The sequence below is a fragment of the Gimesia chilikensis genome (assembly GCF_007744075.1).
Classification (GTDB): Bacteria; Planctomycetota; Planctomycetia; order Planctomycetales; family Planctomycetaceae; genus Gimesia; species Gimesia chilikensis_A.
Map to the genome: position 1 here is coordinate 1,296,261 of NZ_CP036266.1, position 14,472 is coordinate 1,310,732.

General features: G+C 54.0%; 8 protein-coding genes. 2 read left to right on the forward strand and 6 right to left on the reverse strand.

All coding sequences use genetic code 11. From position 1 onward, the window contains the following. Positions 1 to 3: 3 nt before the first annotated feature. The 3 genes from HG66A1_RS05115 to HG66A1_RS05125 all read right to left on the reverse strand — a co-directional run bounded on the left by HG66A1_RS05115 (position 4) and on the right by HG66A1_RS05125 (position 6,457). Positions 4 to 2,646 (reverse strand): Gldg family protein, encoded by a 2,643-nt coding sequence (locus tag HG66A1_RS05115; protein WP_145181150.1) that lies wholly within the window; start codon positions 2,644 to 2,646, stop codon positions 4 to 6. Positions 2,647 to 2,705: 59 nt separating this feature from the next. After that, positions 2,706 to 3,473, reverse strand: a complete 768-nt coding sequence (locus tag HG66A1_RS05120; RefSeq protein ID WP_145181151.1) for an ABC transporter ATP-binding protein — start codon at positions 3,471 to 3,473, stop codon at positions 2,706 to 2,708. Positions 3,474 to 3,871: 398 nt separating this feature from the next. Further along, complete coding sequence (locus HG66A1_RS05125; protein ID WP_145181152.1) at positions 3,872 to 6,457, reverse strand: SurA N-terminal domain-containing protein; 2,586 nt, start codon at positions 6,455 to 6,457, stop codon at positions 3,872 to 3,874. Positions 6,458 to 6,904: 447 nt separating this feature from the next. Here HG66A1_RS05125 and topA point away from each other — a divergent pair, with 447 nt between their 5' ends. Continuing rightward, the gene (gene topA / locus HG66A1_RS05130; protein ID WP_145193702.1) at positions 6,905 to 9,601 is read left to right on the forward strand and encodes a type I DNA topoisomerase; all 2,697 of its coding nucleotides are present in this window, start codon (positions 6,905 to 6,907) and stop codon (positions 9,599 to 9,601) included. Between the two features lie 4 nt (positions 9,602 to 9,605). Here topA and HG66A1_RS05135 read toward each other — a convergent pair whose 3' ends face one another. Together HG66A1_RS05135 and HG66A1_RS05140 are read right to left on the reverse strand one after the other, a co-directional pair. Then, complete coding sequence (locus HG66A1_RS05135) at positions 9,606 to 10,445, reverse strand: DNA topoisomerase I (protein ID WP_197993827.1); 840 nt, start codon at positions 10,443 to 10,445, stop codon at positions 9,606 to 9,608. 115 nt (positions 10,446 to 10,560) lie between these two features. Continuing rightward, on the reverse strand, positions 10,561 to 11,838 hold the full coding sequence (locus HG66A1_RS05140; RefSeq protein WP_145181153.1) for a reverse transcriptase family protein: 1,278 nt from the start codon (positions 11,836 to 11,838) through the stop codon (positions 10,561 to 10,563). Between the two features lie 544 nt (positions 11,839 to 12,382). Here HG66A1_RS05140 and HG66A1_RS05145 point away from each other — a divergent pair. Further along, positions 12,383 to 13,078 (forward strand): M50 family metallopeptidase, encoded by a 696-nt coding sequence (locus HG66A1_RS05145; RefSeq protein ID WP_145181154.1) that lies wholly within the window; start codon positions 12,383 to 12,385, stop codon positions 13,076 to 13,078. A gap of 24 nt (positions 13,079 to 13,102) precedes the next feature. On the opposite strand, the gene HG66A1_RS05150 is transcribed toward HG66A1_RS05145, so the two are convergent. Continuing rightward, positions 13,103 to 14,455, reverse strand: a complete 1,353-nt coding sequence (locus HG66A1_RS05150; RefSeq protein ID WP_145181155.1) for an enolase C-terminal domain-like protein — start codon at positions 14,453 to 14,455, stop codon at positions 13,103 to 13,105. Positions 14,456 to 14,472 lie beyond the last annotated feature (17 nt).

The window sequence follows — 14,472 nt, forward strand, 5'->3', positions numbered from 1 at the left end:
CGTTTATTTCAGTCTCCGGTCCGGAGCAATATTCTGGTTCTCGTGCTTTAAACGGAAGAACAGGAAACAGATTCCCAACAGGATCGCCGGGAAGGGGGGCACCAGGATCGCATACCAGCGAATCCGGTTTTCGATTTCCCGAATCTGTCGCTCGGTCTGAGCTTTGATCTTTTCGACCTGTTGCTGTTTTTCCCGTTCGATTTTGGCTTCATCGACTTCCAGCCGACGACTTTCGTTTTCTTCAGCCATTCGTAAACGGATCTGTTTTTCCCGGCTGTCCATGGAAGGATCTTTTTCGATCTTTTCCCGTTGTTCTTTGAGACGATCACGGGCTTCCTCCAGCTTGGCATCAGCGACCTCGTTGGCCTTCTCCCGTTCCGCGTTTCGCTCTTTGATGAAAACCGAAGTTTCGCGTTCGACCAGTGTCAGCGTGCGATGCTTCTGACGCCGTTTACGGAGCGAGATATAGGAATCGTCCCCGGCCAGTTGGTCGACACAGTTCAACAGGAAGGTGACGTTGTCGATCTTCAGACCGAAAGCCTGACGCTCGCGGATGTTAAACAGCTCATCGGAAATCAGGTCGGCATCGGCGACAAAGATCACATTCAGGCCTTTCACTTTTGATTTCGGCGTCGAAGTGATGTGGGCCGCCAGGACGTGGGCGTGTTCGTCGATCACACGGACCGGATCCTGCACGATGCGGACCGAATTGAAGAACGGGCTGGTGATCTCACCCCAGGCCAGCAGACCGGAGTTGGGTCCGGTACGCAGCAGCGGTTCGAAATTCAGATCCCGGTCTTTCCGCGGACGGATACTGCCCGGGAAGAAGGTCAGCATTTCCTGTAGACCACTGGTGATGTTACTGTCGAGGCTGAAGGCGCTTTTCGTTCCACTCTTGGGGCTGATGAAGATCAGCTCAGGACGCACGACTTCGGCAAACTCAGGATGCGGATTGAAGTAATCAAATACCACTTCCCCGTTATCCCAGGCAATCTCCAGCAGGTTCATCAGCGGCGTCAGCCGACCTTCGTAAGCCTTGGGCGTTGGCGGCGGTTGACGCATTCCCATCATGCCTCCCGGACTCGGTTTGGGCATACGAGGCGCCATCTGAATGCCTCGTCCTCCTCCGAAGACGGGCAGCGGGTCATCGCAGATCAGCGTCGGTTTCCCTTTCTTGACGTAGTCCACCAGATTCTTGAGCTGGGGTTCGGTCAATGATGAGGGGAGCACCGCCAGCAGAACATCGTAATCGGTATCGCTGATCGGCGAATCGGGTGAGACCTGCTCGACCCGGTACTGTTTCTTGAGTTCACTCACAATCAGCCACGGAGGCTGGTTGCCGCCCATGCTCATATCCAGACCACCAAAAATGCTGGCATCGGTATTCAGAATGCCGACCGTCAGACGATCATCTTTGGAGACTGTGCGGATGGAACGGGTCAGTTCGTATTCGATGGGTGTTCCGACATTGAAGAACGGAATCACCACTTCATCGGTTGCGCTCTTCACGACGGCACCCATGAAAATGGTTTCCACGTAAGCCCGTCCACCCCGTTCGGTCTGAACCCGTTGGGGAGAGATGTCCAGCAGCCGGGCTTCCTCTTCTTCCTTGCTGAACGGCTCAACGTCAACGAACCGCACCTGCAGGCGTTTGCCGCCCAGCTGGTCATATTCACGCAGCAGGCCGATCAGTCGTTTGCGAATCGGCACGTATTCCCTCGAGACTTCCGGGCTGATGAAAGCTTCAATGGTGACGGGGTTTTTATCGTCGATCTTGGAGATCAGGTCTTTTGTCGTCTGTGACAGGCTGTAGACTCTTTCGCTCGTCATATCGATGCGGCTGCTGCCGTAGGAGACGATCGCATTCACGCTGATCAGGATCACTGCCAGCGAAATGGTTCGCACCAGGTACTGCAGTCCCATTGAATTCTGTTCATGGGAACTCCAGTGTCGGCGGGTGATGAGCACGCGGTTCAGGTACAGCATCATGATCGCCAGCGAAATGAAGTACAGCACCGAGGCCAGCGGCAGAACTCCGGTATTGAAATCCTGGAACTGTTCGACCAGGCTCAGGCTCTGAATCAGATTACTGGAAGGAGCCACCTGTCCGATGAAGACCGGGATCGCGCAGATCACGGTTCCCAGCACAAACGCGACCGTGGTGCTGCTCGTCAACGCGGAAGCGAACATGCCCGCAGACAGCAGGGACGCACCCGCCAGCCAGTATCCAAAATAAGTCGTAAACATCAGCCCCATATCCGGGTTGCCGATGCTGGAGAGCACAAAAATATGCGTGACCGAGAACAGCAGGGCGATTGTGTAGACCGCCAGTACCGCCAGGAATTTGCCCAGCAGGACTTCCAGGTCCGAAGCGGGCAGGGTAAACAGCAGTTCGTCCGTGCCCAGTTTTTTCTCATCGGCCCAGACACCCATCGTAATCGCCGGGATGATGAACAGCAGCAGCAGGGGATACCACAGGCTCAACTGATCCAGGTTCGCCTGGTTGTTGGCAAAGAACTGCTGGTTGAAGGCAGCGAAGGCACCGGCGACCACGAACACGACAATAAACAGATAGCCGAGCACTCCCGAGAAGTAGCTCTGTACGTTTCGCTTGAAGACGGCCAATACAACGTTGTTCCGCAACATAACAGAAGGGTCCTTACGTCAGCTTTATGAGATAACGAAATTGGTCGGTGAAAATGAAATTATGCGTGTGTCAGTTTGTGGAAGCGTTCTTCCATGTCTTCCTGACTGTTACCCAGCTCATCCACTGGGCCATCGAATACAACCGAACCCTGGTTAATCAGGATCACGCGGCTGCAGACGGCTTTGACTTCCTGCAGAATATGGGTCGATAGCAGAATGGTCTTGGTTTTTCCCAGGCTGCGAATCAGGTCACGCACGGACTGGTTCTGATTGGGGTCGAGACCACTGGTCGGTTCATCCAGAATCAGGATGTCCGGATCGTGCAGCAGCGCCTGGGCCATGCCCACACGTTGCCGAAAACCGCGGGAGAGTTTGCGAATCGGCTTTTTCCAGACGGTGCTCAAGTCGCACTTTTCCATCACAAACTCGAGTCGGTTACTGAGCTCGGCACTCGACATGCCCCGCACGCCACCCACGTATTTCAGAAAGCCCAGTGGCGTCATTTCTTCGTAGAGTGGACCGTTTTCCGGTAGATAGCCCAGTTTCTGACTGGCTTCAATCCGGTGCGTGCTGACATCAAACCCGCCGACGCGGGCCTGACCTTCACTGGGGGACAGAAAGCCGGTCAGCAGTTTCATCGTAGTCGATTTACCTGCACCATTGGGTCCCAGGAACGCTGCGACCTGGCCACGGGGGACCGAGAATGTCACATCGCGGGTTGCAGTGAACTGGCCATAGAACTTACTCAGTCCGATCGCTTCGATCATGTTTTCGGAAGCCGTGCCCGTCGCTGACCCGGCAGGAGCTTGCTGAACCTGTTCCGACATTAGAATAATTCTCCCGATGATTATCTCGTGGTTGATTCAACAGTATGGATGTTCCAGTCCGGTCCGTCCGCCGGACCGCCTCGATTATTGATACGGTCCCAGCCGGTAGACAGCTGGAAGATTTGTCCATTTTTAACTGGTAAGTGTTGAAAATACAACGTAGGTGGTGAGTACGTTTTGAGTTACCTGGATCTTCGTGGCTGGCTCGTTCTCACCGGCTTCCTTCTGTGGGACCGGAAAAACTGAGTCAGATCCGACGGTACCTCTATAGAAATAAACGCCTTTTTTTCGCTTGTCCAGCCGGTTTTACGAAAAATCAGTCCACTGTCAGGGAATAAAAAAATCGGTTGTACCGTCTGCCGATACAACCGATTTGTGTCTGTGATCCTGTTCGAGGATTACTCCTGAACGACTTCGACTTCCTGATCCATAGTTTCAAAGTGCTTCTGGACGTTGTACTTCGCCAGCAGATCTTTGCCCCAGTTCTGGATTGTCTGCACCTGCTCCTGCTGAGCCATCGGCAGGTAAGGTGAGAAGAAGAAGAACAGGTCCGTTTTCAGGAATTCCTGGTACATGGCAGTCTGGCCGCCCGGTGTGGACGGAATCCGGTTGATGACTTTGACCACGTAGCAGATCGACTTGTCGGCATTCAGAGCCACGCCCACATCCCCTTCCTGCATGTTGTCGAAGACCTGTTCCATGAAGTCGTTGCCGGCTCCATCGATGGCAGAAATCGTCGAGAGTTCAGGCCGGGGGAAAGCGAACGGGTTGCTTGCACCGGCTGTCGAGGTCCGCATCCAGCTGAAGGATTCGGTGGTCTGCGTTAACAGTTCCGATCCCTCTTTTTTGCCGGTGATGGTCTGCCCCTTCAGAGCAGTCTGCATGTCTTCGTCTTTCGCTTTAGTGATCAAAGCCTTGAGTTCTTCTGCCCGTTTCTGAGCCAGCGGACGGGCTTTTTCAGTTTTGATCTGGGCAATGATCTCCTGCTTGATTTCGGGATCGTCGAACTTAGGCACCATCGTGTCGGTATGAGCGACTTTCCAGTAAGAAATCAAAGCACTGGAGAAGGAATCTTCCGCTTCGAAAGTCGTGTAAAGCTGATCCATGGGGGTGCCGAACAGCTGCTCGAGCACGGTTCGCGGCTGTGCCGTGAATTCATTCAGAGTGGGTTCACGTGCAGTACCCAGCGGGTATTTCTCAGACTCCATGAGTTCCCGGGCGGTCATCATGGGGGTGATGTTATACACGAGCTTGTTCTTGGCTGCATAGCTCTTGAGCTGCTCGGTGATCTCCTTCGGTGTCGGAGGATTCTCATCGGTAGCAGGGCTGTTGATCTTGTAGCTCAGGTCGTTCATGAAGGTCGCGGCTGCGTTGATCTTCTGCTGCATCAGTTCCAGGGTGCGTTCCCGCAGCAGCTGATCGCGAATTTCACTTTTCAACTCATCGTTGAGTGGACGGTATGGTTCCAGCGGAGGTGCAGCCGTCGTTGCACTTTCCGGTTGAGAGTCTGCCGGTTTGTCAGCAGGTTTCTCAGCTGGCTGTGCTGGTTTGCTTTCGGGCTTCGCAGCTGGTTTCGCAGGCTTATCAGCCGGCTTCGTATCTGCAGCGGGAGCCGATTCTTTCTTTTCAGGTTCCTTGGCTGCAGACTCTTTCTTGGCAGGCTCTGGTTTAGCAGGCTGCTTTTCATCCAGCAGTGCTACGAAAGTTGTCTGGTTGGAATCGAGGGCACTCGTTTTGTCTTTCGATTCTGTTTTGGCTTTCTCTGCTTCCGGTTTCGCTTCGGTCTTGGGTTTTTCCTCAGCCTTGGGAGCAGGTGTTTTGGTTTTCTCCGCTGGGTCTGCCTTGGGAGCTTCTGGCTTCGCAGGTGCTTTCTCTTCAGCAGCTGGTTTAGGAGCGGCAGGCTTCGGGGCTTCGACCGGTTGATCTCCCTGCGGAGCGACAGGAGCTCCCGGGAAGTTCATGTTCGGATCGTTGGGGATCGGATTATTTTTGTAAAGCGTTTCCTTGTTCTCTTCGTAGAACGCTTTGATCTCTTCTTCTGTAACAGCCTTTACCTGCTTTTCGGTCTCTTCGTAGTCGGCCAGCAGGTATTCGACTTTCACTTTGGGTGGCTGCAACAGCCCCGGTGCTCCCGGACCTTTTTCGTTGGGCATGACCGCTTTGTAATTTTCGTAGAATGCCTTCATCTCAGCTTCGGTCGGTTCGGCGATCTCTTTCTTGAAATCTTCGACCGGCAGGGCTGCCACTTCCAGTTCTTCGCGTACGTTGAATTTCTGATAGAAGTTCCAGTACTGATCCGGGGTCAGCGAGACTTCAGGGCTCTTCAGCTGGAAGGCAAGACGTGCTTTGAGCTGGTCCCGCAGGATTTCATAAATCCGTCCCTGGGTGACACCCAACTGCTGGCAGACCCGTTTGAAGGCGTCCTGGCTCAGTTTGTTATTGGTATAGCGTGAGATGTAATTGGAAACCGCATCGTCAGAGACTACCAGTTGCATCTGGTCTGCTTCTTTACGGAGCAGGAATTCCAGGATCATGTCGTCTTCGGTGCTCTGCACAAAGGGAAAACCGAACAAGGCACCCTGCGGCACCCGTGCGCTCTGCATTTCTTCCTCGGTGAGCGAAGCGAAATACGACTGGGCGACGAACTGGTTGGCGATCTGCCGGTTCTGCAGCATGATCTGGTACTGCTGCTGGTCGATTTCTCCTGCGGTGGAGGTGACGACATTCGCGGTTCCCATCCGGGGCATGTACATGTAGCCCAGTAGAAAGCCGACCACGACTCCGACGACGGCAAATTCTTTGCCTTTACCACGGTCTTTTCCCAGGAACCAGAATAAAGGTCCCACAAAGAGCATGCCCAGGATCGGCGGTACCTGGTCTGCATTCATCTGGCCCAGCACGATAAATGCGAACATGGCCAGAATGGTCAGGGGGACCATTAATACTTTTTGATTTTTACGAAACAATTCCAGTGGCGAGGCCATGCTGTTTCCTTCTTGAGTCTGCAAGTCGAACGAAATCGATTTCCTGTCGTCAGTTTCCGGAAGAACAGGGTTACCCCGGTGCTCTCCGGCGGGATTCGTATCTCCCGTTCGGAAAAGAGTTTTCCGTTTAATCCATGTGTTGTAATTTATTCCGGCAATTCGTGAAAGTCTTCTCTGAAAGAATCCTGCGGTTTCCCACCTGATCTTACGCCGAAAACAGCCCGTTTGGGGATCACGATCCGCTGTGAAAAAATAATTACAGGCTTGACAGGGACTTTTATCGCGGTTATGGATTGCCGGATGAAATTGATCAAATGAATCCGCAGCAACGATTCAAAACAGTCTCTGTCAGAAGTACATTGAGCCGCGTATTGTAGCCGGGAGAGCTCTGGTGACAAGGTTGACGTCGGTTTTCCAGGAAGGATAGATCTGGTGGCAAAGAAAAAGCTGAAAGCTTTGGTGATCGTGGAATCACCTGCCAAGGCAAAGAAAATCGGCAGCTATTTAGGCAGTGATTATAAGGTACTGGCCAGTATGGGCCACGTGCGCGACCTGCCTGCCAAAGCTTCCGATGTTCCTTCCGAATTCAAGAAGAAACACAAATGGGCCACCCTCGGGGTCAATGTTGAATCGGAATTCGAACCGTATTACCTGGTTCCCAAGGAAAAAAAGAAGACGGTCAAAGAACTCAAAGATGCTTTAAAGGACGCTGAAGAGCTGATTCTCGCGACCGACGAAGACCGCGAAGGAGAAAGCATCGGCTGGCATCTCACCGAGCTGCTTAAACCCAAAGTGCCTGTAAAACGCATGGTTTTCTCGGAAATCACCGAAGAAGCCATCAAGGAAGCCATCGAAAATCCACGTGAACTTGACCTGAACCTGGTTTCCGCACAGGAGACCCGCCGGGTCCTGGACCGTCTGTATGGGTTTACACTGAGTCCCCTGCTGTGGAAAAAAGTTTCCCGCGGACTCTCCGCCGGTCGCGTGCAGTCTGTCGCGGTTCGTATCCTGGTTCAGCGGGAACTGGAACGCCTGGCGTTTCGCAGCGGTACCTACTGGGACTTGAAAGCCCTGCTCAAAACGGACGAAGGGGCCGAATTCGAATCGATGCTGATGACCGTCGGCGGAAAGAAAGTCGCCAGTGGTAAAGACTTCGACGAATCCACCGGGAAACTCAAAGAGGGCGCCGACGTCCTGCTGCTCAACGAACAGCAGACCGAAGAACTCCTGGAACGCGTTCAAAAATCGGACTGGACCGTCACCTCCGTCGAACAGCGGATGCAGTCACGCAAACCCCCCGCACCGTTCACCACCAGTACGCTGCAACAGGAGGGGAACCGGAAGCTGAACATGTCGGCCCGGGAAACCATGCAGGTCGCCCAGCGGCTCTACGAAGACGGTCACATTACTTACATGCGTACTGACAGTGTGAACCTCTCCAACGAAGCGATAACAAGTGCCCGTCAGCGGATTGAAGATCTCTACGGCCAGGATTACCTCAGCCAGGACATCCGCCGCTTCGAGACCAGTTCCAAAGGGGCACAGGAAGCTCACGAAGCGATCCGTCCTGCCGGTAAACTGATGAAAACCGCTGAGGAACTGAACCTCAAAGGACAACAGGCCAAACTCTATGCCATGATCTGGAAACGGACGATGGCCACCCAGATGGAAGAAGCCCGCCTCCGCTTCCAGACCGTTACGATTACAGCAGACGACGCTGAATTCCGGGCTACCGGCCGCCATGTCGAGTTCCCCGGTTTCTTCCGTGCCTATGTGGAAGGGGTCGACGATCCCGAAGCCGCACTGGACGACAGTGAATCCATGCTGCCGCCTCTGGAAGAAAATCAGAAGCTGGATCCCAGCCAGGTCGAACCACTCAAGCACGAAACCAAGCCCCCCGCGCGGTACACGGAAGCCACGATTGTCCGCAAGATGGAAAGCGAAGGGGTGGGCCGTCCCAGTACCTACGCCTCCATTATCAGTACTATTCAGGATCGGGGCTACGTCAACAAATCAGGCAGTCAGCTCGTTCCAACCTTCACCGCGCTGGCGGTCACGCGACTCCTGGAAAAGTTCTTCCCGAACCTGGTCGACCTGCAGTTCACCGCTGCGATGGAACAGGAACTGGACGACATTGCCGTCGGCGAAGGGGATCGTCTGCCTTATCTGAATCATTTCTACAGGGGTAAGGAAGGGCTCGACGAGCAGGTCAAAACCAAGGAAGAGACCATCGATGCTCGCGAAATCTGTACCCTGGACCTGGACGGCATCGAGTCAGCAGTGCGTGTCGGCCGTTACGGACCGTACGTTACCGATGAAAATGTGGAAGAGCCCGTGTCGGCTTCGATTCCCGAAAATATCGCCCCTGCAGACCTGACCAACGAACTGGCTCAGAAACTGATTCGCCAGAAGAGCGAAGGTCCCAAGGCACTGGGGATGCACCCCGAAGAAAATTCACCCATTTACAAGTTGCACGGCCCCTTTGGACCGTACCTGCAGCTGGGCGATGTGACCGAAGACGGCCCCAAGCCGAAACGGGTCAGTATTCCGAAAACCGTGGACCCGGATGACGTCGACCTCGATCAAGCTCTGAAATACCTGAGCCTGCCCCGTTTCCTGGGAGAGCATCCCGAGACCGGCAAGAAGGTCAACGCAGGCATCGGACGCTTTGGACCCTACGTCCTGCATGACAAGGTCTATAAGTCTTTGACAAAAGATGATGACGTACTGACCATCGAACTGGATCGTGCAGTCGAACTGCTCAAGCAGGCCCGCCGGCGCAGTGCCCCGACTCCGATTCGCGAACTGGGTAAACATCCCGAGGACGAAGAACAGGTCGCCATCTTCGATGGTCGTTACGGACCTTACGTGAAACACGGAAAGATCAATGCCACGATTCCCAAGGAATACGAGGTCGAAAACGTAACCCTCGAGCAGGCCGTCGAATGGCTGGAAGCCAAAGCGGCTAAGAAGGGCGTCAAGAAAAAGGCGAAGAAAGCCACCAAAAAGAAAACGGCGACCAAAAAATCAGCCGCAAAGAAGACTACGAAAAAAGCAGCTGCCAAGAAAAAGACGACCAAGAAAAAAGCCGCCAAAAAAGCGACTAAAAAGAAAGCCGCTGAGAAAAAAGAGGACGACGAATAGTCGTTCAGGCGGACGCCTTCGACTGATCGGTGTCCGCCTCGGCAGGCGTTGTCTCGCTATCGAGTTTCTCAGCGCAGTTTTTACGGTCGGCTGCTTCAACCTCGGATTCATCCAGGTCGAATTCTTCTATCAGTTCCCGTCGCCGCTGGTTAACCTGGCGGTCAAATTCCGAGAGCACATCCAACGCGCGATCGCGTGAGGTCACCAGGCCAATGATCAGGTACTGAGCGATCGCCATGCCGTAACAGACCCAGCCCACGGTATCGACGGCGATCGCAGACAGGATTGCAAAGACGGGTGACGAACGATTGATATGCTGGCAGACAAAACCTTTAAGAATGGCCCGCCATTTTTCTTTCAGCTCACGCCAGATTCCGTACTCCCGGGATAACTCCAGTTTCGGGGGGCCAGGGTGAATAATCGAGAACAGTTCCTGATCGGGCATCACTTCAATCACACCAATCACCAGCATGATCCGGAAACCCATTAGCACCGGGTTGCTGCTCTCCTCGGGTTGCACATTGGGCAGCCAGGAGAAGAGCGCTGCTTCCATGTTTTTGGTTGCAACCAGCAGCAGCAGAGAACCACGAAACCACTGCTCCAGGTCTTTCTCGAGCTCTTCATCAATTTCCTGAACCCGTACGACCTTGTTCATGAACAAATGAAAAATAGGAATTGCGATCAGCCCCACAAAGAAACGTGTTAAAGGTTTCAACACGTTTCGCAGGTAGGGAAACATGGGGCTTAGATAGGAAAACAGGATTCTGATCAATCCACCCACAGCAAATCCAATCTGGTCGAAGGGCGTCAGCATGAATTCGTCTCCCTGCTGATCAGAACGCACGATTCCTCAGCAGGGATCAAAAAAAGGCCTCGAAAAACCGGATTGGCAACTGAGACCGGGCCTCTATTATGTCGCAAAAAGCGTCACTGAGACAAGGCAGATTCGCGTGTTGCGCTTACCAGCGAATCTGTTCGTAGAGATGCAGTAAACGCTGACCACGATTCGGGTTGAGCTGCTGCACGTGAGCGATTTTACCCCGCAGATGATTTGCAAAATCAGGATGCTGTTCCCGGTTTTGTGTTTCTGGGCCCTGGCGGATGCAATTCGTGAGAATCGCTTTCAGACGGTCAAATTCCTTGCGGGACACATTCGTGTGTTCGTTCACAACAACGCCCGTGACGGTCTGCCGCTGATTATTTCTGATCACTCGTCGTTTCGACAGATTCACCTGAAAGCGCTCCGAACGGATCACCTGCTGGACCAGCGGGATAAACACCTTCAATGATCGCAGAAATGCTTCCGACCCCGAGAAGGTCAGGTCGTCTGCATAGCGTGTGTAATCGGCTCCAAAGGATCGTGCCAGTCCCGACAGTCGCACATCCAGTGAGTAAGCTGACAGATTCGCCAGAGCAGGGGACGTTGGTGCGCCCTGTGGCAGGTGACGTGGCAGATAGGGGAGCAGTGGCCGCAGTGTCCCATCGGGAAAGGGCAGGTTCGCCGGAATCGCTGAAGTCGTCAGACGTGCCAGCCAGAGGGCGGCTTCCCGGCAGTAACCCAGACTGCGAAAAATCGAAACCACGCGCGAGAACTTCACGTTCGCATAGAAGTTTTCCAGGTCGAATTTCAACACCACCCGTTTGCCTGCATGCGGTCGGGCATTGGTCACGGGCGAATGCCCCGAGACAAAACCGTGGGCACTATGGTGCATGGGGATCCGACTTAAGATTTCCTGCTGGATCTGCTGCTGAGCCATTTTGATAAACGGACGCGGCGCTTCAATCAACCGAAACCCGTTTCGTTTGGGCAACCAGTGATAAGTGTAATGCGACTCCTTTACATCTTCCGGACCGTCGCTGTGATTGTAACGATGTGTCAGCCAGGCGAGTTTTCCCAGTGGAATTTCCAGCCACTGTGCCAGTTCCAATGGCGTCGCGAACTGAGGCAGTTCATGGCGACTCAGCTGCTCTGCATCCGTGTCCTGGGTCATGTCAAAATAATGACCGGTCATGGCACCGTAGCGGGCCAGCTCGTAGGGGGGCGCTGGGACCTCTTCAATATTGTACTCAGTCCGTGGTCGTCTCTTGGGATAGCGGAGCGGCTGCAGACGGACGGGGCGTCGCTTCTGAGGTGGTTCGTGGGGGGCCGGCTCAGGGACAGGATCGGGATCCGCTGCCTGACCGGAGCGGTCGGGAGGGGACCCGAAGAGCTGGCGAATAAAATCAAATAAGCCCATTCGAATAACCTGGAGTCAGTTCAATGCTATGCGGATCAAAAGCGGGTCAGCGCAAAACAATGGCCAGCGGGCCGCACAACCCATCCTGTGACGAAGTGTTGCAACGAAAACGGTCTTTCGTTGCGACACTTCACCTGTCGTAGTCTGGTCAATTCTTCTCCCGCGGGGTATCCCCGCAGTGCTCTGAGAAATCGGTCAGGATTCATTCAGAGTCAGAGCTTGTGCGACCCACTGCCCATCTGACTGCAAATCGTATCCTTTTCGTGAGATGCGTCAATGTTAAGTCCATTGAATTCAGGTCTCCCCCTGATTTTTCGTGCAGGAAATCTGTACCCTAAACTATGTCGACCGGGTCAAATACAGTCAATTTGTCCGATTTTGGACCTCCAAACTGCAATTGCCCTGTTTTCAGGACCTGACTACAGTGCCGCTGCCGGTCCAGACCATGCAGGAGTGCATTTCTGTTGACCAGGCGATATGCTGTCCTCTAAACCGGATTGAAACTTCCATTCCGGGATCAATACAACAATAGAAAGTGAAGCTGATGCTGGGAAATGTCGCTCCCACAGAATTTGATTTACGTTTTTCCATATTTGGCATTCCGATCCGCGTGCATCCACTGTTCTGGGTTGTGGCCGCCTTCATGGGCTGGAATCCGGATGATCTGAAATTTACCTGGATCTGGATCGCCTGCGTATTCGTCTCCATCCTGGTTCACGAACTGGGACACGCCATCATGGCGAAAATCTTCGGCTGGCCTCCCCAGATTATTCTCTATCATTTCGGCGGTCTGGCCGTCTATCAGCCGTATTCGGGGCTGACCACACAACGCTCGATCATCATTTCCGCCGCCGGCCCGATGGCCGGGTTTATCCTGTTCGGCATCGTGTGGGTCTTCCGCTATTACTCGATCCGCTTCGGCCTCTGGGACGGCTTCAGCCCACAGGCGCGAGGGTATATAGGCCTCGCCTTTTATGACCTGATCTTTATCAACCTCTACTGGGGGCTGATTAACCTGGCACCGGTACTCCCCCTGGATGGCGGACATATCTGCGAAGATATCTGCAAGTCGGTCAAACGTTACCGGGGCGATATCCTGGCGCTGCAGATATCGATGGTCGTCGCCGGCGGTCTGGCCGTTTATTTTTTTTCACAGCATATGCGCTACGCGGGAATCATGTTCGCACTGTTCGGCGTCTTCAACTTCCAGATGTACCAGCAGCGCAACCGGTCCTGGTGAGACGAGAGTTACGCTGAGAGTAGCTTAGAAGCCCAGCCCGTCTCCGTTTAGCTCACCGGTCTTTACAGTACCATCGGTGAGTTTGAACATCCCGGGATAGGAGCGGCTCCACTTCTTATTCGGTCCCGGACAGTACTGCCGGCCGTTGCCTTCAATCGCCGCGACCGTCGGAATACGGGCGGCCAGACTTGCGGAGTGCAGGAACGAATAACCGCAGCAGGTCAGGTCCTGCACACAGAGGAACATGTCGAACTTCTGAGCAGCGGCCCCGAGGAACAGCGATTCGGTCTGACCCTTGCAGGCTTTGAGTGCCACGCCGGAATAACCCAGATCGCGGCTCAAGAGCAGCGATTCGTAGTCGACCAGCGATTCATCAATCACCACCGGTTTGATCTTGGCGGCCTCGTGCATTTTATTTTCGGGGTTGGCTTTGAGATCCCGATTGGTCGGCTGTTCGATGTACTGCACCCGATCAAAGGCAGCCGGGGACTGTTCCCGAACTTTGTTCAAGAAGTCCAGTACGTAATCGACGTTCTCGCACTTTTCGTTGAAGTCGAGTGAATAGCACCAGGTATCCTGACCCCGTTCGGCCTGGGCCTTGGCGGCTTCATTTTCGACCGCAATCACACGACTGATGTCCCAGTCGAGGTTGTCGCCCGACAGCTTGATCTTGAGATGGGTCAGGCCGTCAGCCTTGATCCACTCGCCCAGGGTTTCCGGCAGTCCATCGTCGATTCGCTCGGCGACGTCAGCTTCGGTAATCGGATCCAGGGCTCCCACCAGGTGGTACAGGGGGAGAGTCGGTTTAGGATCGCGGAGCGTGTACTGGTCCAGGTATTCGCCGGCGAACTGATCGTCCAGGTACTCCGTCAGGTCATGGATCATGTACTCTGAAGACAGACCGTTGTAGCTGTTGATATGATTTGCCCGACCGAAACCATCGTGAATGGCGGCGTCCAGGGGGCTGGATGCGACCAGCTGCGCCAGTTCGGGGATCTCTTCCGCCAGTCCCAGCTTCTTGGCAATTTTCTTGGCCATGAAGTGGTATTCGGCGGAAATGTGATACATCAGGTCGATGGGATGAGCAATTTCCGGGCAGATATTGGCGATTTCCACCGCTTCTTCCAGAAACTCGATCATCGCTTTCAGTGCATCCTCAGGACTGACCACGCTGGAAGGCCAGGCCCAGATATTCCCGGCCGGCATACTGCCGATTCCGATGCCCTGTTTTCCTGAGCGTGTTTCAACGATCACTTCCACGTTCAGCAGCACGCTGCTGTCCATCACCCGACCACCAAATTTCAGGGGCGTGCGAAAGGGAACTTGTTCCGTTGAAAATTTTGCCTCAACAATTTTGATGTCTGTTGACTTGGCCATCGGTCCTGACTTTTTCC

Coding starts and splice junctions, on each gene's coding strand:
- HG66A1_RS05145 (WP_145181154.1), top strand. CDS start 12,383: ATGCTGGGAAATGTCGCTCCCACAGAATTTGATTTACGTTTTTCCATA.
- HG66A1_RS05120 (WP_145181151.1), bottom strand. CDS start 3,473: ATGTCGGAACAGGTTCAGCAAGCTCCTGCCGGGTCAGCGACGGGCACG.
- HG66A1_RS05140 (WP_145181153.1), bottom strand. CDS start 11,838: ATGGGCTTATTTGATTTTATTCGCCAGCTCTTCGGGTCCCCTCCCGAC.
- HG66A1_RS05115 (WP_145181150.1), bottom strand. CDS start 2,646: ATGTTGCGGAACAACGTTGTATTGGCCGTCTTCAAGCGAAACGTACAG.
- HG66A1_RS05150 (WP_145181155.1), bottom strand. CDS start 14,455: ATGGCCAAGTCAACAGACATCAAAATTGTTGAGGCAAAATTTTCAACG.
- HG66A1_RS05125 (WP_145181152.1), bottom strand. CDS start 6,457: ATGGCCTCGCCACTGGAATTGTTTCGTAAAAATCAAAAAGTATTAATG.